Consider the following 25,163-nt stretch of genomic DNA (forward strand, 5'->3'; position numbering starts at 1 on the left):
TTCGCCGCGGCGGCTCGCGCCGTCGTCGTCGTCGAACAAACACTCCCTGGGCGGAAGCCGTCCAACGACGGGCAGCGCCTATGTGCAGTATCCGCCCGCCGCGTGGCTGCGGTCCAGATCGGCAGGTCAGAGAAGGTGGACGGACCGGCCGGGAGTGCAGGTGGACGATCGGCCGGGCCGGATCGGGCATGGATACTGGCACGCATGAGTGAGCGCGTCGAGGGCACCGGACCCGACAGCAACGGCGATCCTGCGGACTTCCGAGTCCATGTCGCGACCCAGGCCATCCGGCTCTTCGCCGAGCACGGCTACGAGGCCACCACGGTCGACCAGATCGCCGCTGCGGCGGGCGTCTCGCGGCGCACGTTCTTCCGGCAGTTCCGGTCGAAGGAGGACGTGATCTTCGCCGATCACGAATCACTGCTCGAGCAGGCCGCCGACTACCTCTCGGGCACCACCGAGGATCCGTGGATGGCGGTGTGCGAGGCCGCCCGCCTGGTCTTCAACCGGTTCCGTGAGAACCGCGAGCTGTCGGTGCGCCGCTACCAGGTGGTCCAGCGGGTGCCCGCGCTCCGCGACCGGGAACTCGTCACCGGCTACCGCTACGAGCGCCTGTTCACCGACCACCTGCGTGGCGCCGTCCCGTCCGCGAAGCCGCTGGACGTCGTCGGGTTCGCGGCGAGCGTGACGGCGTGCCACAACTATCTGCTGCGAGCGATGATCCGCGGCGACGAGAATGCAACCTCCGAGGAACTGCAGCGCGCGCTGCTCGAGATCCGGCGCAAATTCGGAGCCGGCACGCGCGACACGACCGCCACCGCCGTGACGTCGACGGACTCGACGAATACCCGCCCGACCGACGCCGTGACGGTGGTGACCTATCCGCCGGGAACGCCGCCCGCAGAGGTGGCCCGTCGGGTGCGCCTGCAGCTCGAGGCCACCGAGACCGGACCCTCACCCACCAACCCTTGACTGGCACTTAGTGCCATGCTTGACTGGGGTCATTCGTGGACCCACGTGCGCGATCGGCTGAAACATGCCGAGAGGTACGCCACAGCACGACGACGCGAACCTGGCACTGAGTGCCCCAGTCACTCGGTGCCAGCCGACCGTCCCAACCGACCGTCCCGCACAACCGAGGAGCGTCCCCATGGCCGGCAATCCCGATTTCCCCCTCTTCCAGCTGAACGAGGAGCACGACGAGCTGCGGGCCGCGATCCGCGCTCTCTCCGAGAAGGAGATCGCGCCGTACGCGAAGGAAGTCGACGAGAAGGCCCGCTTCCCCGAAGAAGCTCTGGCAGCCCTCGTCGCATCGGGATTCAATGCCATCCACGTCCCCGAGGCGTACGACGGCCAGGGCGCCGATTCGGTCGCCGCGTGCATCGTGATCGAGGAAGTCGCCCGCGTCTGTGGTTCGTCCTCGCTGATCCCCGCGGTCAACAAGCTCGGCACGATGGGCCTGATCCTCAAGGGTTCCGAGGAGCTCAAGCAGCAGGTGCTCCCGGACATCGCCGGCGGCAAGATGGCGTCGTACGCACTGTCCGAGCGTGAGGCCGGCTCCGATGCCGCCGCGATGCGTACCCGCGCGAAGGCGGACGGCGACAGCTGGATCCTCAACGGCTCCAAGTGCTGGATCACCAACGGCGGTCAGTCCACTTGGTACACCGTCATGGCCGTGACCGACCCCGACAAGGGCGCCAACGGCATCTCCGCGTTCATGGTGCACAAGGACGACGAGGGCTTCGTCGTGGGACCGCTCGAGCACAAGCTGGGTATCAAGGGCTCCCCCACGGCCGAGCTGTACTTCGAGAACTGCCGCATCCCGGGTGACCGCATCATCGGCGAGCCCGGCACCGGCTTCAAGACCGCGCTCGAGACCCTCGACCACACGCGTCCCACGATCGGTGCGCAGGCGCTCGGTCTCGCGCAGGGCGCGTTCGATGCCGCGTTGGCATACACCAAGGACCGCAAGCAGTTCGGCACGTCCATCGCGTCGTTCCAGAACACGCAGTTCATGCTCGCCGACATGGCGATGAAGATCGAGTCGGCCCGCCTCATGGTCTACACCGCGGCGGCTCGCGCCGAGCGCGGCGAGAAGAACCTCGGCTTCATCTCCGCGGCCGCGAAGTGCCTCGCGTCGGACGTCGCGATGGAGGTCACCACCAACGCTGTCCAGCTGTTCGGCGGCGCCGGCTACACCACCGACTTCCCGGTCGAGCGCATGATGCGCGACGCCAAGATCACCCAGATCTACGAGGGCACCAACCAGATCCAGCGCGTCGTGATGTCACGCGCACTGCTCAAATAACGAACGGTTTCGCTGCGACGGTTCCACAGCTCGAGGTCCCCGGCGTTCAATGAGGGTGTAGCACCTGGGGTGCCGCAGTAGGTGACAGCACGGTTCGATCCGGGATCTGCAGTAGGCAGGCCGTTCGGGGGCCGGTGCCGTGGCCGACGCAGAGGAGTTGGTACACATGGGATCGATCAGCATTCTCGGGGATCTGGTGGACGTGTTGGCCCAGTTGATGGCCCTCATGGGCGGTCAGGGAGGCGGCGGGACCGGCGGTCTGGGCGGCCTCGGAGGTGGCGGCCTCGGAGGTGGCAGCCTCGGCAGCTGACGGTTCGACGACACCCACGACATCCGTCACCCCGGCATCGGTGCTTCCGACGCCGGGGTGACGGATGCGGGGTGACCGATCCGGGTCCCCGGATAGCAGAATGATCCTCGACAGCACGTCGCCCGTCGGGCGTCGTGAAGAGACGACAGTGGAGATTCAACTGTGGAGCTAGTTGGTGTAATCGGCGGCGGCACGATGGGTGCCGGCATTGCCGAGGTTTGTGCCAAGGCCGGAAGCTCGGTCCTGATTCTCGAGACCAAGCAGGAGTTCGCCGAGGCCGCCCAGGCCCGGATCGCGACCTCGATCAACCGCGGCGTCGCCCGCGGCAAGATCACCCAGGAGGAGGCGGACGCCGCCATCGCACGGGTGCGCGTGACCCTCGACATCGAGGAGTTCGCGGACCGCGATCTGGTGATCGAGGCTGCCCCGGAGATCGAGGCGCTCAAGGCCGAGATCTTCGGCAAGCTCGACAAGATCGTGAAGCCGTCGGGCATCCTCGCGACCAACACCTCCTCGATCCCGGTCATCAAGATCGCGAACGCCACGCAGCGTCCGTCGCAGGTCGTCGGTGTCCACTTCTTCAACCCGGTGCCGGTCATGCCGCTGGTGGAGATCGTGGTCAGCCTGGTCACGTCCGAAGAGACCGTCGCGGCCGTCACGGATTACGCCCGTAACACCCTGGGCAAGAAGGCCGTCCGGGCCGGTGACCGCGCGGGCTTCATCGTCAACGCGCTGCTCATCCCGTACCTGTGCGACGCCGTCCGCATGCTCGAGTCGGGCTACGCGACCGCCGAGGACATCGACGACGCGATGAAGGGTGGCTGCGGCTACCCGATGGGCCCGCTGACGCTGCTCGACACCGTCGGCCTGGACGTCGCACTGGCCGCCGCCGAGTCGCTGTACGCCGAGTTCGGACAGCCGAACTACGCGCCGCCGGCCCTGCTGCGCCGCAAGGTCGACGCCGGGCACCTGGGCAAGAAGGTCGGACAGGGCTTCTACAGCTACAAGTAGTCCCTGACCCGATCACGGCAAAGCGCCCCGTCGTCTCCAAGACGATGGGGCGCTTTCTGTTTCCGTCCGAGCGACAGCGGCAGCGGCTGTCAGGACAAATGCCGACAACCTCCGTCCACCCCCGGCGACTCGGCCGGGGTGTGGAACGGAGGTCTGGTTCGACAGTCGTTCAGCTGAAGGCGTTCAGCGCGCCGACCAGGCCGAGGACTGCGGCAACGCCCGAAAGAAGGCCACCGATGCCGCTGACGACCGGCTGGATCTGCTTGATCAGGGCGAGATCAGCGTCGGAAGAACCCATGTCAAAACTCCTCACAGTGAATGTGTATGTACGCGCTCTTTGCGCGTCCGATGTGCTGCACGGCGCTCACGAGAGTACGCAAGACATCCGGGCAGAGATTCTGCAAGACAGTCGATTTCGCTTCCGACCAGCTCGAATCTCTGTGAGTAATATTCACGTGACCCGGCAACGATCCGAGAACGGCAAGGTGTCCGGCAGGAAAACAGTAGCGGTCGGTTCTGGTCGGTCGACCGGCCGCACTGTCGCTGACGAGATCACGTGTGCCCGGGCCGGTGATCCGGCCCGGGCGCACGAGATCACTCGTCGACGACGGAGATCCGCCCCTCGACGGCCGCGCGGGCGATGGAGTCCTGCATCGCCGGGCAGCTACACGCCAGCGATGCCGGATCGGTGGCACCGCCACCCAGTTCCCGACACGCCGCCCGCGCCTCGGCGGTCCACTGGACCGAAGTGTGCTGCCAGCTGTTCTTCGTCACGAGGACATGGCAACCGCATCGGTCGCAGTCGACGGGCTCCACCGCTACACCGTTTCCGCAGCGGCGCGGCGGGCGAGGTTGTCGGCGACTTCGAGCTTCCATGCCTCGACGGGCTTGGTGGTGTCGAGTTCGAACTCGAAGCGGTCCACCATGTCCGGGGTGACGTCGGCGACGTCGACGTAGAACTGCTCGTACCACCGGCGCAGCTGGTAGACCGGGCCGTCTTCGTTGGTCAGGAGCGGGTTGTCGATGCGGGTCTTGTTCTTCCAGATCTCGATGTCCTGTTCGAACCCGATGCCGATGTAGCCGATCATCGCGTCGACCAGTTGGTCGGCGATCTCGGCCGGGACCTGCTCGGTTTTCTTCACCGAGATGCCGTACATGAGTACGAACTGGTTCGGGGAGATCGGGTAGTGGCAGTTGATCAGCACGGACTCGACGTCGTACTTGTCGTAGTGGTAGACGAGGTCGTCGATCATGAACGACGGCCCGTGGTACGCGGCCACGGAGGTGTTGCCCACCAGCTTCGGGACATCCGGGTCGGTCCACTCGGTGACGTCGTCGCGGCCGACGCCCTTCTGTTCCTGGATCGCGACGTGGCCCTCGAAGATGTTCTTGAAGTAGGTGGGGAACGAGTAGTGCACGTAGAAGAAGTGCGCCATGTCCACGACGTTGTCGACGATCTCGCGGCAGTTGGTGTCGATGACGATCGACTTCCACTGCCACGCGGTCCACTCGGCGTCACCGGTGCGCATCGCGGGGATCGCGATCTCCGGCGGCGGCGGGTTGCCCTCGGGGTCGTTCCACACGAACAGCAGGTCGTCCTGCTCCGTGGTGGTCCAGGCGCGGGTCTTGGCGACCGGCGGCACCCGGCGGGCGTAGGGGATGTCGGTGCACTTGCCGTTGCCGGCCCAGCGCCAGTCGTGGAACGGGCACGCGACGGTGTCGCCCTTGATCTCGCCCTGGCTCAGGTCGCCGCCCATGTGGCGGCAGTACGCGTCGAGGATCTTCAGATCGCCCTTGCTGTCGGCGAACACGACGAGCTTGGTGCCGAAGGCCTGCACGGAGTGCGGCTTGCCGTCCTTGAAGTCGGCGACGAGACCGAGGCAGTGCCAGCCGCGGGCGAATCGCGCCGGGGGCGCTCCCGTCTCGATGATTCGGATCTCGTCGGTGGTGTCGGCGTCCACTGAGGACACTGAGGTCATGGTGAGTCCTTTCGTTCTGCGGGGCACGTATGCGGGCTGTACATGTGCCCCCGCTCGACCCTCCAATCTCGCGCCGCGAAAGCTGCTGTTCCAGAGGCCCTCCCGTTGAACGGTCATTCGATCGACGAGTCTTGATCCAGGGATTCGTCCCTGGTCCGCTCGACGATCCAAGCCGCGATCTGCGTCCGTGAGGTGAAGCCGAGCTTGGTCAGCACGTGCTCGACGTGCCCCTGGGCGGTGCGCGGAGAGATGACCAACTGCTCGGCTATCGCCTTGTTGGTGAGCCCCTGCGCCACCAGATCGGCGACCTGTCGCTCGCGTCGGGTCAGACTCGTCGCTGTGGCGGCGGGCTCGGGTTCGACGGCCGCGGGCTCTTCCCGGAGTGCGAATGAAACCGCGCCCTCGAAAGTCAGTTCCCGGCCGCGGTGAAGCGCCGCCTCGTACCCTCGCTCGCCGATCGCACCGACGATCTGGCGCCGGCACTCGTCGCGGTGAACGAGCAGGCTGGGAAATCTGACCGTCGGACCGTCCACGATCTGCCACATCGCCATGGCCGCCCCCCTCAGCGTGGCGGCACGCCCGAACTCCTGGGCCGCGGCAGCGATCCATGCCATCACGTCCAGGAACCACGCGGCGCTCAGCGGATCGTCCACCGACCGGGTCAATCGCAGACCCTCCTCGAACAACGCGACCGCGTGCGCGGGGTCGCCCCGCTGCAACTCCGCCATGCCCGTGGCCCACAACGAGTAGGTCCGGAAGACCGCCTCACCACAGGGTTCGGTGATGGCGAGCACCTCGGCGTGCCACGCCGCCGCCCGCTCCGCCTCACCGAGCAATGCAGTGGCCAACCCGAGACCCGCCAGGTCCTCGACGATCTGCATCCGCATGCCCTCCGAACGGAAGACCTCGAGACTCGCTTCCAAACACGCGACCCCCCGATCGAAGTCACCGGCCGCGAGTGCCAGCAGTCCCTCGACATGTGTGATGAAGGCATCCGACACGGCATCGTCGTGCCCCAGGTTGAGTTCGCGCCCCTCCTGCACGCGGGCCATCCCGCCCTCGACATCGCCCTGCATCGCGGCGAGAGCGCTGCACGCGTACAGCGCCCTGGCACGATCCGCCGTCTCGGCCGCGGTCGGGCGCGCCAGCGCGCGCTCGAGCCAGCGCCGTCCCTCGCTGAGCCGACCGCGGGAGAGCCAGAACGGATACAACGCGGTGGCCATCCGCAGCCCGGCGGCGGCGTCCTCCTCGTTCCCGGCGATGCTGAACGTCAGCGCGTCGCGCAGGTTCGGCTGCTCGCGTTCGAGCCGGGCGATCCACTCCACCTGATGGGGACTGATCCACTCGTCCGCGGCCCGCGACACGAGCCGCTCGTACCAGTCCCGGTGCCTCCGCACGAACGCCAGATGCTCGCCGGACTCACGTAGTTTCTCCTGTCCGTAGTCGCGGATCGTTTCCAACAGCCGGTACCTCACGGCAATGCCCGGCTCTTCCCGGATCAAGATCGACTTGTCGACCAGGGACGCCACGCCGTCCAACAGCTCGTCCTCGGCGGAGCCCTCGGAGCAGATGCCCTCGGCTGCGTCCAACTCGAAGCTGCCTGCGAAAACCGCCAACCGGCGCCACAGCATCTGATCCTGCTCCGAGCACAGGTCGTGGCTCCAGTCGACACACGCACGCAGCGACTGCTGTCGAGTCGGCGCCGAACGGCTGCCCCTGTTCAACAACCGGTAGCGGTCGGTCAGCCGGTCCAGGATCTGCGCCGCGGACATCGCCCGCAATCGCGCCGCTGCCAGTTCGATCGGTAACGGCAGACCCTCCAGCTGCCGGCAGATCCCGACGACGTCGCCCCGGTTCTCCTCGGTGAGCCGGAACTCGGGAACGGCGGCCGTGGCGCGCTCGACGAACAACGTGACCGCCTCGTACTGGGGAAGCCCGTCCAACGGTGGTGCGCGCTGCGGATCCGGGACCGTCAACGGCGGAACCCGCAGGATCGCCTCCCCGCCGATTCCCAGGGGTTCGCGACTCGTCGCCAGAATCCGAAGCTGGGAACACCTCCGCAACAGCGCCTCGCACAGCGCCGCGACCGCCCCCACCAGATGCTCGCAGTTGTCCATCACCAACAGGAGCCGACGCGAGGCCAGGTACTCGACCAGCATGTCCAGCGGCGGCCGTGCGGCGCGGACCCGCAACCCGACGGCAATCGCGACCGTATCCTTCAGCGACTCCGGGTCGTGGACCTCGGCGAGTTCGACCAGCCGCACACCGTCACCGAAGGCCCTTCGCGAATCCTCGGCCACCCGCAGCGCGAGCCTGGTCTTACCGACCCCGCCGATCCCGGTCAGTGTCACCAGGCGCGCGGTGGACAGCAGCCGCCGCGCCTCGCTCGACTCGCGACGACGGCCGACGAAACTGGTCAGCGCCATGGGCAGGTTCCCGACCATGCCACGTACGGCGAGCGTCATCGAACCGTCACTTCCGTCACCCTGCCCCGACATTTTCACGGTACGCCGGGAGGGATGCCGTCGAGCGCGTGTCAGATCACCCGCCCCGACGATTCCGAGATGTTCTCGCCGCTCACTCGCAGGCGGGCGATGTCAGCCCAGCCACGCTCACGATGCTGCACGCGCTGTCCTGCGACAGCTTCCAGACTCCGTCCTCCGCCACGAAGTTCATGACGCTCTCCGGGGTGGGCTGACCGTCGAGGCGCATGGCCACCGTCCCGACCACCGAACCGTCGCCGAGATCCGTCACGTCGACGACCTCGACCTCCGCCTTGTTCGCCTTCGCGGCCGCCACCACCTGGTCGATCAGTTGCGGATCGGCCGCTGCGCCCTGGACGAGCGTGATCTTGTCGGCCGCCGGGATGCCGGCATCGAACGCGCGGGCGAGGTTGGCGTTCAGCTCCGCCGGCGTGGGTGCGGTGAGCGGCGGCTGTGTCCATGCCACCGGGGTGGTCGTGATCGGTGCGGGCGGCTCCGGGTCCGTCTCGCCGGAACACGACGAGAGCAGAAGAGCCGCAATACACATCGTTCCGGCTGCCGCCGCTCGCCCGACCCGCTTCGCTTCGCCCCACGTCGAGTACATGCCGTTCCCCCTCGTTCGTCTGTGAATCCGATCGGGGCACGGTAGCCCGACACACACACCGAACAAGGCGATCCGGGCGGGTGACCGGCGAACTCTCACAGTCCCCTCATGAACCGCGGCCATCGGTCGGGGGTTCCCGTCACCCCGATCAGAGGCGCACCATCGAAGACATGACCGCTCCGGCGCTTCACCTGAAGTCGGCGCGGGGCCGGTGGGTCGTGACGGCCACCGTCCTCGGATCCTCGCTCGCGATGCTCGACGGCACCGTCGTCAATGTCGCGCTGCCACGCATCGCCGAGGACCTCGGGGCCGAGGTCGCGGGCGTGCAGTGGACGCTCAGCGGCTACACCCTCACACTCGCGTCGCTGATCCTGCTCGGCGGCGCACTCGGCGACCGATGGGGACGTCGTCGCGTATTCATCTGGGGAACAGTATGGTTCGCGGTCGCCTCGGGGCTGTGCGCGCTGGCTCCGGACGTCACGGCGCTCGTCGCGGCCCGGCTCCTGCAGGGATTCGGTGCAGCGCTGCTGACACCGGGCAGTCTCGCGATCATCTCGGCATCGTTCGAGGACGACGACCAGGGTGCCGCGATCGGAATGTGGTCGGGGCTCGGCGGGGTGGCGGCCGCCGTCGGACCGCTGCTGGGCGGGTGGCTGGTCCAGGTCGCGGGCTGGCGGTCGGTGTTCCTCATCAACCTCCCGCTCGCGGTCGCGGTCGTGTGGGTCTCGGCGCGGCACGTTCCGGAGACCCGGGACCCGCACCCGCCCGAGCGACTCGACTTCGCAGGATCGATTCTGGCGGCGCTCGCGCTCGGCGCCCTCACGTACGGGCTGATCGAGAAGACGGCGTGGATGAGCGTCGCCGGGATCGCGCTGTTCGCGGCGTTCGTGCTCGTCGAGCGCCACGCCCGGTATCCCCTCGTGCCGAGTTCACTGTTCGCGTCGCGGGTGTTCGTGGCCGCCAACCTCGTGACCTTCGCGGTGTACGCCGCGCTCGGGGGCGTGTTCTTCCTGCTGCTGCTGCAGCTGCAGATCGTGTCCGGGTACTCCCCGCTGGCGGCGGGTGTCGCATCGCTCCCGATCACGATCCTGATGCTGCTGCTGTCGTCGCGGGCCGGCCGGTGGGCGCAGGTCCACGGGCCACGGATCCCGATGACCGTGGGTCCGCTGCTGGCCGCCGCCGGGTTGCTGCTGATGCTGCGGATCGGCCCCGACGCGTCGTATCCGACGCAGGTCCTGCCCGCCGTCCTGGTGTTCGGCCTGGGCCTGGCCGCGCTCGTCGCGCCCCTCACCGCGGCCGTGCTCGGCTCGGTGTCGTCGGACCAGGCAGGGATCGCGTCGGGCGTGAACAACGCGGTGGCCCGCACGAGTCAACTGCTCGCGGTCGCAGCCCTGCCCGGACTCGCCGGCATCGGCACCGAGGCGCTCACCGATCCCGCCGCGTTCGGGTCGGGCTTCCGGATCGCGATGCTGATCTGCGCCGCACTACTGCTGATCGGTGCCGTGATCTCGGCAGTGATGATCCCCCGCCGCACGGTGGCCGAGGAACCGGCAGCGGAGGAGGCGGGCGAGTCCGTCGCGTGCCAACCGCACTGTGACGTCACCGCGCCCGCCGTCCAGCCGCCGCCCGACTGACCGCCGGTCAGTCCTGGACCGCGGGCCACACCGGGGCGGTGTTCCACGGGTACGCCGCCTCGAGTTGCGACGCGATCCGGATCAGCAGATCCTCACGCCCGTGCGCGGCCACCAGTTGGGCACCGAGCGGCAGACCCGTCGAATCCTTGCCCAGCGGGAGCGAGATCGCGGGCTGACCACCGCTGTTGAACGGCGATGTCAGCGCACCGTAGATGCCGGCGTGCTTCCACATGGCCTCGAGATTCATCGCGTCGAGCAGGCCCAGCGGCGGGGTGGGAGCCCCGAGCGACGGAGTGAGCAGCAGGTCGTACTCGGTGAAGAACCGGCCGATGTCCCGCGCCGTCCGCTCGAGTTCGGTGTACGCGAACGCGAGATCGGTCGCGGAGTCCGACTTGCAGCGGTCGTACTGCACGCGGGCCATCGTCTCGAGATCGTCGTCGCGCAGTTCCCGGCCGAGTTCGGCCAGACGCTGGTCGATCTCGACCGCCATCGGAGCGGACATGAGGTACTGCATGGCCGCCGCGAGCGCGTCCGGGTGGAACACGGGGGCGGCGGTCTCGACGCTGTGCCCCAGCTTCTCCAGCAGAACGCCGACATCGGAGGCGACGGCCGCGCAATCCGGGTGCACCGGTTCACCGTTCGGCATGACCGTGGTGATCCCGATGCGGAGCCTGCCGGGATCGGCACCGACTTCCTGCACGTACGGGCGTGCGGGCGGAGCAATGCCGAACGGCGCACCCACGGCGGGACCGCACGTGAGATCGAGCAGCAGCGCGGTATCGCGCACGCTGCGCGTCACCGCGTGCTCCACCGACAGCGGCCCCGCGAGCGGCGAGCCCGACGGCATCCGCCCGCGCGACGGCTTGAGGCCCACGAGTCCGTTGGCGGACGCCGGAATTCGGATCGAGCCGCCGCCGTCGCTGGCGTGCGCGGCGGGCGCGATGCCCACCGCGACCGCCGCGGCCGCGCCGCCCGACGAACCACCCACCCCGTGCGTGAGGCGGCGGGGGTTGCGCGTCGGCCCGAACAGGACCGGTTCGGTGCTCGCGTTCTGGCCGAACTCCGGGGTGTTGGTCTTGCCGATGACGACGAGGCCGGCCCGGCGGTAGCGGGCAACGAGTTCGGTGTCGCGCTGCGCGACGCGTCCCGCGAACAGTCGCGAGCCGTTGCTGGTCGGCAGGCCCGCCACATCGGCGTGAAGATCCTTGATCAGGAACGGGATCCCGCGCAGCGGGCCGTCCGGAAGACCGGCGTCGACCTCGGCCAGGGCCGCCTCGGCGCGCTCGCTGACCACCGCATTGACCGCAGGGTTGCGCTCCGCGAGGCGGCTGATCGAGAACTCCACGACCTCACGAGCCGAGACGTCCCCGTCCCGGATCGACGCCGCCAGTCCGGTCATGTCCTGGTCGTCGAACAAGTTCTCCATACAATCCTCCAAGCGTTCGCCTGTCGCCCAGACCGCGGTGTCAGACGTTGTGGCAAGCGACGTAATGGTTTTCGCCGACATTTCGCAGCTGGGGCTCCTCCGCGGCGCAACGCTCGGTGGCGAGCGGGCAGCGCGTCCGGAATCGGCATCCGGACGGGGGATTCAGCGGCGAGGGCAGGTCGCCCTCGATCTGCTCGATCGTCTCGACGTCGTCCCGGTGCCGATCGGGGTCCGGGATGGAGGCGAGCAGCAACTTCGAGTACGGGTGCAGCGCAATGTTCTCCATGTCGGAGGACGGCGAGACCTCGCAGACCTTCCCCAGGTACATCACCATCACCCGGTCGCTGATGTTCTTCACCACCGCCATGTTGTGCGCGATGAAGATCATCGTGAACTCGAACCGCTTCTTGGTGGCCTCGAGCAGGTTGAGGATCTGTGCCTGCACCGACACGTCGAGACTGGACACCGGCTCGTCGCAGATCAGCAGCTTCGGCTCGAGCATCATCGCCCGTGCGATGCAGACGCGCTGGCACTGGCCACCGGACAGCTCTCCCGGCAGCCGATCCCACACCATCTCCGGGTCGAGTCCCACTGCCGTGAGCAGGTTCCGCGCGCGTTCCTCGAGCTTCGCGCGGTCCCTCGAACCCCAGATGCGCGGCCCCTCGGTCACCAGGTGCTTCACCTTGCGGCGCGGGTTCAGCGACGAGATGGGGTCCTGCATGATCATCTGCATCTGGGCCCGCACCTTGCGCAGCTCCGACGCGCTGAGCGCCGTCAGCTCGGTCCCGTCGAGCCGGACGCTCCCCGACTTCGGCTTGGGCAGCTGTAGGACCGCGCGTCCCGCGGTCGACTTGCCGCAGCCCGACTCGCCGACGATGCCGAGGGTCTCGCCCGCCACGAGGTCGAAGCTGATCCCCGACACCGCGTGCACCGTCTGGTTGCGGCCGGCCGGGAACTCGACCACCAGATCCTCGACCGCCAGGACCGGCTTCCGCTCCGTCCGCGCCTGCGCAACTCCGCTTGCCGTCATCAGATGCTCTCCACTCTCACCTTGGTGCCCGACGCGGCACCGGCGTCCGCCTGGGTGTCCGCGGTGTCCTGCGCCTCGGGGCCGCCGAGCGGGAAGTGGCACGCCACCTCGTGCGGGTGCCGCGCACCCGCGGTGTCGGCGCACACCGTCAGCTCGGGAACCACCTCGAGGCACTTCTGCTGTGCGTAGCGGCAGCGGGACGCGAACGAGCACCCCTGCTGCGGCTTCGTCATGTCCGGCAGGCCACCCTCGATCGATTCGAGAGTGGTGTGCGGCTCCTGCTCGAGCCGAGGCACCGCGGCCAGCAACGCCTCGGTGTACGGATGCCGCGGGCTGCCGAACAGCTGCCGGGTGGGCGCCGTCTCGACGATCCGTCCGGCATACATGACCGCGACCCGATCCGTCTGCCCGGCAACCACGCCCAGGTCGTGACTGACGAGGATTCCGGCCATGCCCAACTCGACACGCAACGATTCGAGCAGCTCGAGGATCTGCTTCTGAACCGTCACGTCGAGCGCGGTCGTCGGCTCGTCGGCGATCGTCAGTTTCGGGTCGCACGCCAGCGCCATCGCGATCACCACGCGCTGACGCATGCCGCCGGACAGCTCGTGCGGGTACTGATCCATCCGTCGCTCGGGTTCGGGGATCCGGACCTTGCGCAGGAGTTCGATCGCCCGCGCCCGAGCCTCGTCCTTGCCGAGGCCCAGGTGCGCGCGGAGGGACTCCGTGACATGGGTTCCGATGCGCTTGAACGGGTTGAGCGCCGACATCGGATCCTGGAACACCATCGCGATGTCCTTGCCCCACAGCTGCTGCTGCTCCTTGCGGGTCAGGGACTGCATGTCCCGGCCCATGAAGCGCACACTGCCGGTCACCTTGGCGGGCCCGTCGGTCGACACCAGCCCCATGATGGTCTGGCCCAGAACCGATTTGCCGGACCCGGACTCGCCGACCAGCCCGAGGGTCTCGCCGGCGTCGAGCCGGAGCGAGACGCCGTCCACGGCGCGGAGCTGTCCGCGCTTGGTGCGGAACCTGGTGTACACGTTGTCCACCGTCAACAATGGCTCGTTGCTACTCACAGCTTCACCTCCCGTGTTCCGCCCGTGCGCTTCTGGGCCTTCTCGCCGACCAGGTTGAAGGAGAACACCGTCAGGAACAGGAACAGGCCCGGCACCAGAACGATGTACGGATGCTGCTCGAACACCTTGCCCTGACCCTCGGAGATCATGTTTCCCCAGGTCGGTGACGGCGGCTGGATGCCCAGCCCCAGGAAGCTCAGGGATGCCTCCGCGACGATCATCACCGAGATCATCACCATGCCCAACGAGAGGAGCGGCAGCGCGACGTTGGGCGCGATCTCTCGCACCATGACCCGCCACTTCGTGGCTCCCATCGCCCTTGCGGCCAGCACGAATTCACGTTGCGAGAACACCAGGGTGTTGGCACGAGCGATGCGGACCATGCTGGGTATCGCGAGCACGGCCAGCGCGAAGGAGATGTTGCGCAGGTTCGGCTCGAGGACCGACGCGAGTGCGATCAGCAGGATCAGCGCGGGCACCGCGAGCAACGAGTTCGTGAACACCCCGATGATCCGGTCGACCTTGCCGCCGAAGTAGCCGGCGATGATGCCGATCGCCCCACCCACGAGGATGCCGATCAGGACCGCGGCAACCGCGACGATCAGCGAGGAACGTGCTCCATAGATGGACCGGGCCAGCATGTCGAGGCCGAAGTTGTTGGTGCCGAGTGGATGCGCCGAGAACAGGCTCGGTTCGGCGTAGCTCTTGGCGCTGAGGGTCTTGGTGGTGTCCTCGTGTTCGGCCAGCGGCAGGAGCGGCGCGATCACCGCGGCCACGATGAGCACCGTCAGCCACGCGCACGACAGGATGAAGGTCAGATCGAAGTCGGATCCGAAGCGGGCCAGTCCGAGGCGGCGCACGCCCATGTAGAGCGCCACGAGCCCGACCGCGAAGATCGCGAGGCGTGCTCCCATCACCACTCCCGCGGCCCCGAGTCCGACACCGGCGGCGATCAGGCCCACCACGGTGAGGATCGCACCGACCCGGTACAGGTTGCGGCGCTCGGCGAGATCCGATGCGTTCGCCAGCTCCTCCGCGTTCGCGTCGTCGAGTGCCCGGCCGGTGATGGCCGGCATTTCGATGTCGTCGGTCGTCGTGTCAGACATGGGCTCGTCGGCTCCTTGGGTCGAGGTATCCGTACGCGATGTCGATGACGCCGTTGGCGACCACGTAGACGAGAGCGATCACCAGGACCGCCCCCTGCACCATCGGCATGTCGCCCTGCTGTGCGGCGCGGACGATCAGCGACCCCATGCCCGGCAACGAGAACAGCGTCTCGACGATCACGGTGCTGCCGATCATCGAACCGAGGACGATGCCGAGCATCGTGATGAGCGAGAACGACGACGGCCGCAACGCATCACTGAAGAGCAGTCGGGCATTCGACATGCCCTTCGCCTTGGCGACGAGGATGAAGTTCTCCTTCAACGTCATGACCAGGTCGCTGCGCAGGATGCGGATGAACATCGCCATCTCCAGCAGGCTGATCGTGATCGCCGGAAGGATTGCGTGGTAGAGGTTCTGGCCGAGTCCCTCCGATACCCGCACCCACTGCGACCGCGGGAACCAGCCGAGATAGTTGACCATGACCATGATCAGCAGCAGGCCCGACAGGAAGCTGGGGATCGAGAGCACACCGAACGTGCAGGCGCTGATCGCACGGTCGATCCAGCCGCCCTGGTGACGGGCGGACCACATCGCCAGCGGCACCGCGACGACGATCGCGATGAACAGGCCCATGACGGCGAGCTGGACACTCACCGGCATTGCGGCGCTGATGCTCTCGGTCACCGGCCCTTGCGGCGGCACCATCGACTGCCCCAGGTCGCCCTGCAGTGCACCGGACAACCAGTGCCAGTATCGCGTGAGGAAGGGGTCGTCGAGACCCATGTCCGCCCGCGCCTGCGCGTACTCCTCGGGTGTGTGCCCCTCGCCCAGCATCGCGACGGACGGATCACCCGGGATGAGTGACACGAGCGCAAACGTACCGAGACTGACGACGAAGAGCACGACGATCAACTCGACGATCTTATCGATCACTGTTCTCGCCATCTCCGCACCGCCTCCTTCCTGAATCCATGAGCATCCCTGCTGTCCGTGTGGGCAGATCGCCGGCTAGGAAGCCGAATCCGCGGTGAGCCAAGCATTTCCGAAAAGCATGATGCCGTCGGCGCTGGGCGTGATCCCGTGGACGTTCTTGCTCCACGGGATGAAGAACTTGCCGGTGCTGACCGTGACCATCGGCGAGGTCTCGTTCACGAGGGTCTGCATTTCCTCGACGACCCCGAGTCGGGCCTCGTCCGTGGGAGCGGTCTGCAGGTTGCCGAGCAGTGCGTCCATCTCCGGGTTCTTGTACCCGAGGACGTTCGAGGCCGAACCGCTGAAGAAGTTGCCGTACAGGCGCACGAACGGCGACTCGTCGAGGACGTTGAACGCCGAGTACGAGATGTCGTAGTCGAACTGCGCGTATGTCTTCTTCACGAGATCGTTGATGCTCGTCGCGTAGACGATGTCGACGGTGAATCCGACCGCCTGCAGCATCGACTGGAAGGCCAGGGCGCTGCGCTGGGTCTGCGGATCGTTGAGCCCGACGTAGGTGAGCTTGCCGTCGTATCCGTCGGCCTTGGCCTCCGCGAGGTACTTCTTCGCCGCCTCCGGGTCGTAGCCGGTGCCGGCCACATCACCGTGCCACTTGGACCCCGTCTGGAACATGTCGCTGCCGGGCAGGCCCTGCCCGCCCTCGACGCGCTCGTTGAAGGTGTCGGGGTTGACCCCGGCCACGATCGCCTTGCGAACCCGCTCGTCGGCGCCCGCTCGACCCTCACGCTGGTTGATGAGGCCGACTCCACCCATGTTGAAGGTGTAGACGAAACCGGTGTCGCCTGAGTCGAGGGCGCTGTGAACTGCCTCCGCACCACGCAGATACGCGACCTGGACGCCACCCGTGTGCAGGGCGTCGAGCTTGCCCTGCTCACTGACGATGGCCGGGAAGCGCAGCTTGTCCAGGTGCGGCTTGCCGTCCCAGTACGACGGGCTCGCCGTCAGGACGAGCTCGTCCTGGGAGGCGAACTTCTCGACCCGGAACGGGCCGGCGCCGACCGGGGCGAAGGTGCCGGTCGCCATCGACGAGGGCGCCACGATCATGCCCGGTCCGGTGGTGAGCATGATCGGAAACTCGTTCCACGCCTGCTTGAGCGTGAACACCACGGTGGCCGGATCGGGCGAGGCGACGTCGGCGACGGTGGCCTTCCACACCTGGGTGTGGGTGCCCTTCTTCTCCAGGTAGTGGTTGATGCTCCACTGCACCGCCGCGGCATCGACCGGGGTGGCGTCACTGAACTTCGCGTCCGGCCGGAGCTTCAACGTCCACACCGTGTTGTCGGCGTTCGCGGTCAGCGACTGCGCGAGTTGTGGCTGATACTCCTTGCTTTCGGAGTCGTAGCGCATCAACAGGTCGTAGATCGCCGCCATCTCGCTGCCACCGGTGGCGCCGCCGTCCTGGCGGTCGGCCGGATCGAGACTGCTCACACCGTTGTAGGTGGCGTACGAGACCGTGCCGCCGGACTGCGGATCGCCGCCGTCCGGCTGCTCCCCCACGATCCCGGACCTCACATCGGACGCGTCGGTCGACGAACCCGACCCGCCGCTCGCGCAACCGGCCAGCATTGCGGTGGCGGTTGCCAGCGAGGTGAGCCAGATACCGGCCCGCGCGAGTGCGTGACGTTTCATTCGAACCTACTTTCAGGAAGTGATTGCAGGGCTATGGGGAAACTGGGGAAGCTGGGGAAACGCAGCTGAGTCTCTCGGCCGCGTACACGACGTCGCCGCCGACGACGGTCGCGAGAACTGGAATGTCCTTGATCGCGAGGGGATCACAGGTCAGCGGGTCGTCCCCGAGGACGACGAAGTCGGCGAACAGGCCGGGGCGGATCGATCCCTTGACATCGGATTCGCCGCCGATCCGAGCAGCCGACGCGGTGTATCCGCCCACGGCGGTCAGCGCCTCGACCCGCTGCTGCGGGCCGAGGACGTCGCCCTCACGGGTGATTCGGTTCACGGCCGTGTGGATCGTGAACAAAGGATCGACCGGGGTGACGGGGCTGTCGCAGTGCAGCGCGAAGGGCACCTCGGCCGCGGCGATCGAGGCCACCGGACTGATCCTGCTGCCGCGCTCCGGACCCAGGAAGCGGTCGCGGTGCCGGTCGCCCCAGTAGTAGACGTGATTGACGAACACCGAGGCAGCGACGCCGAGTTCGCGCATGCGCTGGATCTGGTCCTCACGAATCGTCTGGACGTGCTCCAATCGGTGCTGCAGACCCGCGTGCGGGAGGCCGGCGCTCCCGGACGCTGCGAACGCCTTCTCGATCGCATCGAGTGCGAGGTCGATTGCGCGGTCACCGTTGGTGTGGATCGCGACCTGACGTCCGGCGCCGTGGCATCGCGCCACCATCTCGTCCAAGTCGCTGGAGGGAATCGCCATCTCGCCGCAATGGCACTCACCGAGATCGTGGTACGGCTCCGAGAGTGCGCCCGTATGCAGCTGGATCGAGCCGTCCGAGATCAGCTTCACACCGCCCACACCCAGGAAATCGTCGGCATCCCAACCGCCGTCGGTGTCGACGGCGAAGCCGTCCAGAGTGCCGAAGCCGGCGTACAGGCGCCCCCGCAGCGTGAGCTCGCCCGAATCACGAAGACGTCGATAGGACTCGATCATGGGGGGTGTCACGAACATGTCGTGGAAGCTCGTCACACCGGCGGAGGCCATCTTCTCGAGCGCATAACGCAGCGCGGCGTCGAGGTCGTCGCCGGACGGCATGCTCTCGCCCGGACCGACCACCAGTCGCATGGCGGGAATCTCACGGAACTCGCCGGTCGGGTTACCCGACGCGTCGCGCACGATCACTCCGCCCTCGGGATCCGGGGTGGAATGATCGATGCCATTGCTCCGCAGCATGAACGAGTTGACGTACACGCCGTGTCCCGACAGGTGTCGGACGACGACCGGCCGATCCCCCGCGGCACGATCCAGATCGTCGACGGTGAGGCCACGGTCCTCGGCGACCAGACTGTCGTCGAAACCGGACGCCACCACAGGCAATCCGGCTGCGGTGGTCGCCGCGCGCGTCGACAGAGCCTCGACGAGTGTCCCGATGTCCGGGCACGAATCCACTCCGGCGTCCACGGTCGTGCCGTTCATCCCCGACATGTGCGGGTGCACGTGCGTCTCGATGAAGCCGGGAAGAACCGTGCGCCCCCGGAGGTCCACGATCTCGGTACCGGGGCCGCCCAGCGCGCGAATCTCCGAGTCGGTACCGACCGCGACGAAACGGCCGTTCGAGATCGCGAACGCCGTCGCGCCGTCGGCACCTGTCATGGACCGAACCACACCGCCGACATAGACACGGTCGGGGCCGGATCCGTCCATGGGCGATCCCGTCGCCGAGCTGCTGCCGAGCACTGAACCCCCTAGATGAGATGTGCGTCACACCCTGTTTCGAAGAGGCTAACGCACAATAGAATTCATGTCAGTACCCGGGGTCAAAGTACCGCCGAGTAGCTTTTCCGACCGGGCATCGGACGCCCGGCGAGGTGCGCGGGATGTCAGTCGGCGGCGAGCTGCGAGCCAACCGACGTTGCGACGCGATAGCGATCCGCCGGATGGATGTGGACCCCGACTGCCTCGAGAACGTCACTCGAGTCGAAATACCGATGCACGACAACCAGTGCGGCGCTTCCACTCTCCACATCGAGCGCCTCGGAGACCGCACCCGCGAGGCGCGTGGCACTCACTTCCTGCTCGATGCGCTGCCGCACGAGGTTGGCGATGTCGAACTTGGCGGTGAGCAGCATGTCCCGATACGGCAGATCCGCCCGCAGGTACAGCTCACTCCAACAGATGGGCGGAAGATCCGACTCACGGATCACGCGTGGACCCTTGACGCAGAACCACTCGGTACCCGCGGGCAGACCCGTCAGCGCGGCCAACTCACGTTCCACCACAACACTATTGGTCGCCGGGTGCCGAATTCGAGTGTGCCGAACGAACGACAACATGCCGGCCCTGCTCGTGACGAACGCCTGGTGTCCGCCCATCGCGACCGGGGAGGACACAGTGGTCCCGGCACCGCGGCGCCGACTGATCATCCCGGCATCCTCGAGGTGCTTGAGCGCTTGACGCACCGTGCCGCGGGCAAGGGATCGGCTTTCGCACAATTCGTGCTCCGTCGGCAGCTTGTCTCCGACGCTGAACTCCCCCGACTGGATCCGGGCGATCAGCTCCTGCGCCAGCAGGACGTGCTGAGGGTCGGTCACGGGACGGCGGTTCTCCACACGTTCCGGAACACATCCAACACACCTATTACCTGGTACATCGAGAGAGTCCCTCCCGCCTGGTGCTGCCGCCGATGGTCACGCGGACCACCGACCGGAACCGGCCGCAAGCCCGCGCAGCAGGACGAGAACTTTGTCTATACAAACCTGCGCCTCGCCAATCTAGGATGCATTTCTCAATTGCACAAGACCTGACGCGATTCGGTTTTGCCGAGCCGGTCGAACGTTTCATTTGCCCCGCAGCGCGGGCGCAAACAGTCCACTCCTCCACTGCGGCCCTACCGTGTGCACAGCTCACGAATTTCTCTGCGACACACTGAGATGGCGGTTCTGCATTTCATTCTTGTTCAGCGGTGTCGGGCCAGCTAGAGTCCGTGTCGCAATGGACCGAGTGGATTGGAACACCCTCCGTCCAGCACTCGGCGGCCGGGCTCATAGCCCTGCCGAGTCCCGAGATTCAACTCGATCATGCGGACGCGTCACCTGGCTCGTACCGGCGGGCAGGCGTCAACCCCAAAAGCGTGGAGGTTGGTTCATGAGTAAGTATTCGAGAAGGCTCGGCCGCACGCTGGCGGTCGCGGTCGCCGGCGCGGTCGCACTCGCCGGCTGCGCGAGTGCGGAAGGGTCCGACGACAACGGGTCGTCCGGAACGACGACCACGGCCTACGGCATCCTGGGCGACCAGGGCGACGGCGGGACGCCGGTGTCGGGCGGTACGGTCAGCTTCGCGTCGTACGCCCCCGTGACGAGTCTCGACCCGACGGTGACCCAGCCGGCCGGCGCGACCGGCGGCACCGAGATGGCGGCGGTCTACGACGTCCTGATGCGGTACGACACACAGTCGAAGGACTTCCAGCCACAGCTGGCCAAGTCGTTCGACGAGAGCGCCGACCACCTGACGTGGACGCTCGAGCTTCGCGACAACGTAACCTTCAGCGACGGAACACCGTTGGATGCGAACGCGGTCGTCGCCAGCATCGACCGGTACAACCAGCGTCGCGGCGCCAACTCGCAGGTCTACACGCAGATGGTGCAGAGCAACGTCGCGCAGGATCCCTCGACGGTGGTCTTCACGCTGAAGCAGCCGTGGCGGACCTTCCCCGCGATGCTCGCCTACGGGCACGGCATGATCGTCGCGCCCGCGTCCCAGCAGGGCGACAAGTTCACCCCGATCGGCGCCGGCCCGTTCACGGTGGTCAGTCTCCAGCCGCAGCAGGAGCTCCAGCTGAAGGCCCGAGCCGACTACTGGGGCGGCGCACCGAACCTCGAAGGCCTGAAGTTCGTCGCCATCGCGGGCGAACAGCCCAAGGTCGACGCGCTGAAGACCGACGGCGTCGACATGATCTACCTCCGCAATGCGCAGACCGTCAACGCCGCAAAGGCCGAGTTCCCGGGCTACATCGAGACCACGAGCATGTCGATGGTCGGCCAGCTCAACGGCGCGCCGGGACGTCCCGCTGCGGATCCACGCGTCCGCCAGGCGATCGCGTACGCAGTCGATCCCGAGGTCCTCAACCAGCGCGTGCGCGCCGGCGAGGGCATGCCGGGCACCGACATGTTCCAGCCGTGGTCCGAGTGGTTCGGTGACGTCAGCGGCGTGAGCCCCGATGCCGCCAAGGCGAAGGAACTGCTCGACCAGGCGAAGGCCGACGGCTTCGACGGCAAGCTCACCTATGTCGGCGTCAACGACCCCGATGCACAGCAGCTCGCGCTCGCCGTTCAGGCACAGATGAACTCGGTCGGCTTCGACGTGGCGCTGGAGTACACCAGCAGCATCACCGACATGGTCAAGCGTCTCTACATCGACCGCAACTTCGACATGAGTTACGGCGCCTACAGCATCGCGGACGTCGCGCCCGAGATCCGGCTGTACAGCTCGCTGTCGAGCACCTCGACGAACAACATTCTGAGCTACAAGAATCCGCAGATGGACGAGCTGCTCAGCAAGGTGCTCTCGGCTCCCGACGAGACCGCCAAGCGGGCCGCGATCGTGGACATCCAGAAGCTCGTGAACACCGACCAGCCGTTCCTCTCGTGGGGTGCCGGGGCCAACTACGTCGCGTGGTCGCCCGACGTGTATCGGGCCAATCCGACCGTCGACGGAATCATCCTGTTCGACAAGGCTTTCAAGTCCAACTGACCCCCTCCGGTTCCACCCGGTCCCCGAACGGGAAGTCCCCGTCACTCCGCGGAGTGACGGGGACTTCCCCGCTTCAGGAGGCGCCGGCCGCGTCCGGAGCGGGCTGGGCGCCGCGCACCAGCCGTCCGGGTAGCGCGCCCGTGTGCTCCCCGTTCTCGAATACGATCTCACCGGCGACGACGGTCGCGACGTACCCCGACGCGGTCTGCATCAGCCGCCGGCCTCCGGTCGGCAGGTCGTAGAGCACCTCGGGACGATCCGCCTGCAACCTGTCGAAGTCGATGACGTTGAGGTCGGCACGGTACCCGGCCCGTACCTGACCGCGATCCAGCAATCCCACTACGGCGGCGGTGTCGACGGTGTGCCGCTTGACGAGCCACTCGATCGGGAACAGCCCGCCGGCCTTACGGTCTCGCCCCCAGTGCGTGAGCAGGGTCGTGGGGAAGCTCGCGTCGCAGATCGCGCCGCAGTGGGCGCCGCCGTCGCCGAGCGCCGGCACCGTGTCGGTGCGGGCGATCATCTCCCGCACCGCGTCGAGATTGCCGGCCGCGTAGTTGAGCATCGGGAAGTACAGCAGTCCCCGCCCGCCGCACTCCATCATCGCGTCGTATGCCACCTCGGCGGGCGCCACACCGTTGCGCTCGGCCAGCGCCGCAACGGATTCATTCGGTCCGGGTTCGTAATTGGGCGGATCGCCGAGCAGGTAGACCTGATCGAACCTGGTGGAGAGCCGCTCGACGAACTCGCTGTCCGTCACCGGCCGTTCGGCCAGAATCGTGGCCCGGACCTCCGGACGGCGCAGCCGCGCCACCCGCTCCTCGCGCGGCAGGTCGGCGAGCGCCGCGTAGCTGGGGTAGGCCATGAAGGGGTGCCAGCTCAGCTCCCAGCCGAGCATCACGCCGACCGCCCGGGGCGCCACCTGACCGGTGATCGGAATGTTCTGCTTCGCAGAGATTTCCGACAGACCGTCGAGCAGCGAACGCCACTTGTCCGGGGCCCGGTCGCTCTGCACGATCGACACCGACATCGGCCGCTGGGCCGCTTCGACGATCGCGCTCACGAACTCCATCTCCTCGGGCTCGTCCATGAAGTCCGAGATGAAGTCGATGACACCGCCACCGGCCTTCGCGAGGCCGAGCGCGAGTCCGGTCAGTTCCTCGCGCGACGCGGTGAGGCTGGGCGTCGGCTCACCGTTGGACGTCTTGTGCACCGCGGACCGCGACGTCGACCAGCCCAGCGCGCCGGCCTCGACCGCCTCGGCCACGAGGTCGCGCATCCGCTCCATCTCCTCGTCGGTGGGCCGGGCGAGATGGTCACCGCCCCGACGGCCCATGACGTACGTGCGGAGCGCGCCGTGCGGTAGCTGCGCCGCGAAGTCGATCGCGTGCGGCGTGTCGATCGCGTCGAGATAGTCGGGGAAGGTCTCCCAGTTCCATGTCATCCCTTCCGCGAGAACACTTCCGGGAATGTCCTCGACACCCTCCATCAGGCTGATCAACCAGTGACGTTGTTCCGGTACGACGGGTGCGAACCCCACGCCACAGTTGCCCATCACCACCGTCGTCACACCGTGCAGCGACGACGGCGTCAGCAGTGGGTCCCAGGTGACCTGGCCGTCGTAGTGGGTGTGGATGTCGACGAAGCCGGGCGTGACGAGCCGACCCGCGGCGTCGATCTCGCGTCGTCCCCGCTCGGTGACGTCACCGACCAGGGTGATGCGGCCGGCGTCGACGGCCACGTCCGCTGCACGAGGCTCGGTCCCGGTTCCGTCGACGACGTGGCCCCCACGGATCACCAGATCATGCATGTTCGTCTCCGACGGTCGAGTTCACTTTGCTGGCACCGGTTTCGAGCATCCGAGCGGCAGCGGAGGCAATCCGGTCCGCCGCGGTGCGCGCGGTACCCGAGACGGCGGTGAACTGGAGGAACCCGTGCGGAAGCGACGGGTAGTCCAGCAGGTTCACGGCGACTCCGGAGGCCGCGAGTCGTTCGGCGTACTCGACCCCCTCGTCGAGCAGCGGATCGTGACCGCCCACGACCACCACCGCGGGAGCAGTGGTCGAGAGGTCCGCGGCACGGATCGGGGCGAGCAGCGGCGACGTCCGCTCGGCGGGGTCCGGGCAGTAGTGGTCGAGGAACCACCGCATCTCCCGGGCGCCGAGGAACACACCCGAATTGGCGTCGTACGACGCGCGGGTGAGATCGGAATCCAGGACCGGATAGACGAGCACCTGACCGACGACGTCGATGTCACCGTCGGCGCCGACGAGATTGGCGCACACCGCAGCCAGGTTGCCGCCGGCGCTGTCGCCGGTGACGACGATCCGCGGCTCCAGGCCCTCCGCGGCGCCGGCCACCCAGCGCAGGACCGTCATGGCGTCGTCGATCGCGGCCGGGAACGGATGCTCGGGTGCGAGGCGATAGTCCACACTCACGACCGCGGCACCGGCGGCGTCCGCCATGAGCCGGCAGAAGGCATCGGCGTAGTCGAGATCCCCCGTGACCCAACCACCGCCGTGGAAGTGGACGATCGTCCCCGCGACCCGGGGTTCCCCGGGGCGGTAGAGCCGGACCGTGACGTACTCGTCCACTGCGTGCGTCGTGACCGAGGCGACCTCGGGTCCGGCGGCACACGACTGCAGCGCACCCCGGATCCGGAGGCGCGCGTCGTCCGGATCCAACTCCACCATCGGCGGGAGCCCGGCGCCGGCAACCGCGTTCGCGACGGCCTGGAGCGCGGAATCCAATTCAGTTCGGTTGTCCTGCACCACTCTTGTCATGAACTAGAATCTAACTCTAGTCTGTAGCTATGACAACGGTCACACCGGA

Annotated in this window: 21 protein-coding genes; 6 read left to right on the forward strand and 15 right to left on the reverse strand. The window is 67.4% G+C overall.

Features of this window, described 5'->3' with window-relative positions:
- The first annotated feature begins 204 nt into the window (after nucleotides 1-204).
- The 4 genes from DEU38_RS14445 (at nucleotide 205) to DEU38_RS14455 (ending at nucleotide 3,629) form a co-directional block, all read left to right on the forward strand.
- On the forward strand, nucleotides 205-972 hold the full coding sequence (locus tag DEU38_RS14445; RefSeq protein ID WP_114722096.1) for a TetR family transcriptional regulator: 768 nt from the start codon (nucleotides 205-207) through the stop codon (nucleotides 970-972).
- 178 nt (nucleotides 973-1,150) lie between these two features.
- Nucleotides 1,151-2,308: an acyl-CoA dehydrogenase gene (locus DEU38_RS14450; protein ID WP_114722097.1), complete on the forward strand. Its 1,158-nt coding sequence runs from the start codon at nucleotides 1,151-1,153 to the stop codon at nucleotides 2,306-2,308.
- A 166-nt stretch (nucleotides 2,309-2,474) separates the two neighbouring features.
- Nucleotides 2,475-2,618: a hypothetical protein gene (locus DEU38_RS28485; protein ID WP_181818784.1), complete on the forward strand. Its 144-nt coding sequence runs from the start codon at nucleotides 2,475-2,477 to the stop codon at nucleotides 2,616-2,618.
- Between the two features lie 162 nt (nucleotides 2,619-2,780).
- A complete protein-coding gene (locus tag DEU38_RS14455; protein WP_114722098.1) occupies nucleotides 2,781-3,629 on the forward strand; it encodes a 3-hydroxybutyryl-CoA dehydrogenase in 849 nt (282 codons plus the stop codon).
- A gap of 169 nt (nucleotides 3,630-3,798) precedes the next feature.
- Here DEU38_RS14455 and DEU38_RS29205 read toward each other — a convergent pair whose 3' ends face one another.
- The 5 genes from DEU38_RS29205 to DEU38_RS14475 all read right to left on the reverse strand — a co-directional run bounded on the left by DEU38_RS29205 (nucleotide 3,799) and on the right by DEU38_RS14475 (nucleotide 8,557).
- The gene (locus DEU38_RS29205) at nucleotides 3,799-3,927 is read right to left on the reverse strand and encodes a hypothetical protein (protein ID WP_258557907.1); all 129 of its coding nucleotides are present in this window, start codon (nucleotides 3,925-3,927) and stop codon (nucleotides 3,799-3,801) included.
- A 296-nt stretch (nucleotides 3,928-4,223) separates the two neighbouring features.
- Nucleotides 4,224-4,403: a hypothetical protein gene (locus tag DEU38_RS14460; protein ID WP_258557908.1), complete on the reverse strand. Its 180-nt coding sequence runs from the start codon at nucleotides 4,401-4,403 to the stop codon at nucleotides 4,224-4,226.
- Nucleotides 4,404-4,447: 44 nt separating this feature from the next.
- Entirely contained in the window at nucleotides 4,448-5,608 is a 1,161-nt protein-coding gene (locus DEU38_RS14465) for a Rieske 2Fe-2S domain-containing protein (protein ID WP_114722100.1), read from the reverse strand.
- Between the two features lie 113 nt (nucleotides 5,609-5,721).
- Nucleotides 5,722-8,073, reverse strand: coding sequence for a LuxR C-terminal-related transcriptional regulator (locus DEU38_RS14470; RefSeq protein ID WP_114722167.1), 2,352 nt, complete (start codon nucleotides 8,071-8,073; stop codon nucleotides 5,722-5,724).
- 112 nt (nucleotides 8,074-8,185) lie between these two features.
- Nucleotides 8,186-8,557 (reverse strand): hypothetical protein, encoded by a 372-nt coding sequence (locus DEU38_RS14475; RefSeq protein ID WP_258557909.1) that lies wholly within the window; start codon nucleotides 8,555-8,557, stop codon nucleotides 8,186-8,188.
- A gap of 308 nt (nucleotides 8,558-8,865) precedes the next feature.
- Between DEU38_RS14475 and DEU38_RS14480 the strand changes: the two genes are divergently transcribed.
- Complete coding sequence (locus tag DEU38_RS14480; protein ID WP_114722102.1) at nucleotides 8,866-10,329, forward strand: MFS transporter; 1,464 nt, start codon at nucleotides 8,866-8,868, stop codon at nucleotides 10,327-10,329.
- 7 nt (nucleotides 10,330-10,336) lie between these two features.
- On the opposite strand, the gene DEU38_RS14485 is transcribed toward DEU38_RS14480, so the two are convergent.
- The 8 genes from DEU38_RS14485 to DEU38_RS14520 all read right to left on the reverse strand — a co-directional run bounded on the left by DEU38_RS14485 (nucleotide 10,337) and on the right by DEU38_RS14520 (nucleotide 20,176).
- Complete coding sequence (locus DEU38_RS14485; protein ID WP_114722103.1) at nucleotides 10,337-11,755, reverse strand: amidase; 1,419 nt, start codon at nucleotides 11,753-11,755, stop codon at nucleotides 10,337-10,339.
- Nucleotides 11,756-11,795: 40 nt separating this feature from the next.
- Complete coding sequence (locus DEU38_RS14490) at nucleotides 11,796-12,785, reverse strand: ABC transporter ATP-binding protein (protein ID WP_114722104.1); 990 nt, start codon at nucleotides 12,783-12,785, stop codon at nucleotides 11,796-11,798.
- Entirely contained in the window at nucleotides 12,785-13,864 is a 1,080-nt protein-coding gene (locus tag DEU38_RS14495) for an ABC transporter ATP-binding protein (protein WP_114722105.1), read from the reverse strand. Before DEU38_RS14495 ends, DEU38_RS14490 begins: the two co-directional genes overlap by 1 nt.
- Nucleotides 13,861-14,970 (reverse strand): ABC transporter permease, encoded by a 1,110-nt coding sequence (locus DEU38_RS14500; RefSeq protein ID WP_114722106.1) that lies wholly within the window; start codon nucleotides 14,968-14,970, stop codon nucleotides 13,861-13,863. Before DEU38_RS14500 ends, DEU38_RS14495 begins: the two co-directional genes overlap by 4 nt.
- Complete coding sequence (locus DEU38_RS14505; RefSeq protein WP_114722107.1) at nucleotides 14,963-15,916, reverse strand: ABC transporter permease; 954 nt, start codon at nucleotides 15,914-15,916, stop codon at nucleotides 14,963-14,965. Before DEU38_RS14505 ends, DEU38_RS14500 begins: the two co-directional genes overlap by 8 nt.
- Nucleotides 15,917-15,979: 63 nt before the next feature.
- Nucleotides 15,980-17,593: an ABC transporter substrate-binding protein gene (locus DEU38_RS14510; protein WP_114722108.1), complete on the reverse strand. Its 1,614-nt coding sequence runs from the start codon at nucleotides 17,591-17,593 to the stop codon at nucleotides 15,980-15,982.
- Between the two features lie 31 nt (nucleotides 17,594-17,624).
- Nucleotides 17,625-19,238 carry an amidohydrolase gene (locus DEU38_RS14515; protein WP_258557910.1) on the reverse strand — a complete coding sequence of 538 codons (1,614 nt, stop codon included), beginning with the start codon at nucleotides 19,236-19,238 and terminating at the stop codon, nucleotides 17,625-17,627.
- Between the two features lie 227 nt (nucleotides 19,239-19,465).
- Nucleotides 19,466-20,176, reverse strand: a complete 711-nt coding sequence (locus DEU38_RS14520; protein ID WP_114722168.1) for a GntR family transcriptional regulator — start codon at nucleotides 20,174-20,176, stop codon at nucleotides 19,466-19,468.
- Between the two features lie 553 nt (nucleotides 20,177-20,729).
- On the opposite strand from DEU38_RS14520, the gene DEU38_RS14525 reads away from it, so the two are divergent.
- Nucleotides 20,730-22,334 (forward strand): ABC transporter substrate-binding protein, encoded by a 1,605-nt coding sequence (locus DEU38_RS14525; RefSeq protein ID WP_114722110.1) that lies wholly within the window; start codon nucleotides 20,730-20,732, stop codon nucleotides 22,332-22,334.
- A 73-nt stretch (nucleotides 22,335-22,407) separates the two neighbouring features.
- Here the strand turns inward: DEU38_RS14525 and DEU38_RS14530 are convergent, their stop codons facing one another.
- Both DEU38_RS14530 and DEU38_RS14535 read right to left on the reverse strand, forming a co-directional pair.
- Nucleotides 22,408-24,141 carry an amidohydrolase family protein gene (locus DEU38_RS14530; RefSeq protein ID WP_114722111.1) on the reverse strand — a complete coding sequence of 578 codons (1,734 nt, stop codon included), beginning with the start codon at nucleotides 24,139-24,141 and terminating at the stop codon, nucleotides 22,408-22,410.
- Nucleotides 24,134-25,114, reverse strand: a complete 981-nt coding sequence (locus tag DEU38_RS14535; RefSeq protein ID WP_258557911.1) for an alpha/beta hydrolase — start codon at nucleotides 25,112-25,114, stop codon at nucleotides 24,134-24,136. The genes DEU38_RS14530 and DEU38_RS14535 overlap by 8 nt, the downstream gene beginning before the upstream one ends.
- Nucleotides 25,115-25,163: the final 49 nt, after the last annotated feature.

This window comes from Rhodococcus sp. AG1013 (assembly GCF_003350365.1).
In the GTDB taxonomy this organism is placed as follows: Bacteria; Actinomycetota; Actinomycetes; order Mycobacteriales; family Mycobacteriaceae; genus Prescottella.

Excerpts from the sequence above, each read along its gene's own strand:
- DEU38_RS14445 (WP_114722096.1), top strand. The coding sequence starts at position 205 with ATGAGTGAGCGCGTCGAGGGCACCGGACCCGACAGCAACGGCGATCCT.
- DEU38_RS14450 (WP_114722097.1), top strand. The coding sequence starts at position 1,151 with ATGGCCGGCAATCCCGATTTCCCCCTCTTCCAGCTGAACGAGGAGCAC.
- DEU38_RS28485 (WP_181818784.1), top strand. The coding sequence starts at position 2,475 with ATGGGATCGATCAGCATTCTCGGGGATCTGGTGGACGTGTTGGCCCAG.
- DEU38_RS29205 (WP_258557907.1), bottom strand. The coding sequence starts at position 3,927 with ATGGGTTCTTCCGACGCTGATCTCGCCCTGATCAAGCAGATCCAGCCG.
- DEU38_RS14465 (WP_114722100.1), bottom strand. The coding sequence starts at position 5,608 with ATGACCTCAGTGTCCTCAGTGGACGCCGACACCACCGACGAGATCCGA.
- DEU38_RS14470 (WP_114722167.1), bottom strand. The coding sequence starts at position 8,073 with ATGACGCTCGCCGTACGTGGCATGGTCGGGAACCTGCCCATGGCGCTG.
- DEU38_RS14480 (WP_114722102.1), top strand. The coding sequence starts at position 8,866 with ATGACCGCTCCGGCGCTTCACCTGAAGTCGGCGCGGGGCCGGTGGGTC.
- DEU38_RS14485 (WP_114722103.1), bottom strand. The coding sequence starts at position 11,755 with ATGGAGAACTTGTTCGACGACCAGGACATGACCGGACTGGCGGCGTCG.
- DEU38_RS14490 (WP_114722104.1), bottom strand. The coding sequence starts at position 12,785 with ATGACGGCAAGCGGAGTTGCGCAGGCGCGGACGGAGCGGAAGCCGGTC.
- DEU38_RS14500 (WP_114722106.1), bottom strand. The coding sequence starts at position 14,970 with ATGTCTGACACGACGACCGACGACATCGAAATGCCGGCCATCACCGGC.
- DEU38_RS14505 (WP_114722107.1), bottom strand. The coding sequence starts at position 15,916 with ATGGCGAGAACAGTGATCGATAAGATCGTCGAGTTGATCGTCGTGCTC.
- DEU38_RS14510 (WP_114722108.1), bottom strand. The coding sequence starts at position 17,593 with ATGAAACGTCACGCACTCGCGCGGGCCGGTATCTGGCTCACCTCGCTG.
- DEU38_RS14515 (WP_258557910.1), bottom strand. The coding sequence starts at position 19,238 with ATGACAGGTGCCGACGGCGCGACGGCGTTCGCGATCTCGAACGGCCGT.
- DEU38_RS14525 (WP_114722110.1), top strand. The coding sequence starts at position 20,730 with ATGAGTAAGTATTCGAGAAGGCTCGGCCGCACGCTGGCGGTCGCGGTC.
- DEU38_RS14530 (WP_114722111.1), bottom strand. The coding sequence starts at position 24,141 with ATGCATGATCTGGTGATCCGTGGGGGCCACGTCGTCGACGGAACCGGG.
- DEU38_RS14535 (WP_258557911.1), bottom strand. The coding sequence starts at position 25,114 with ATGACAAGAGTGGTGCAGGACAACCGAACTGAATTGGATTCCGCGCTC.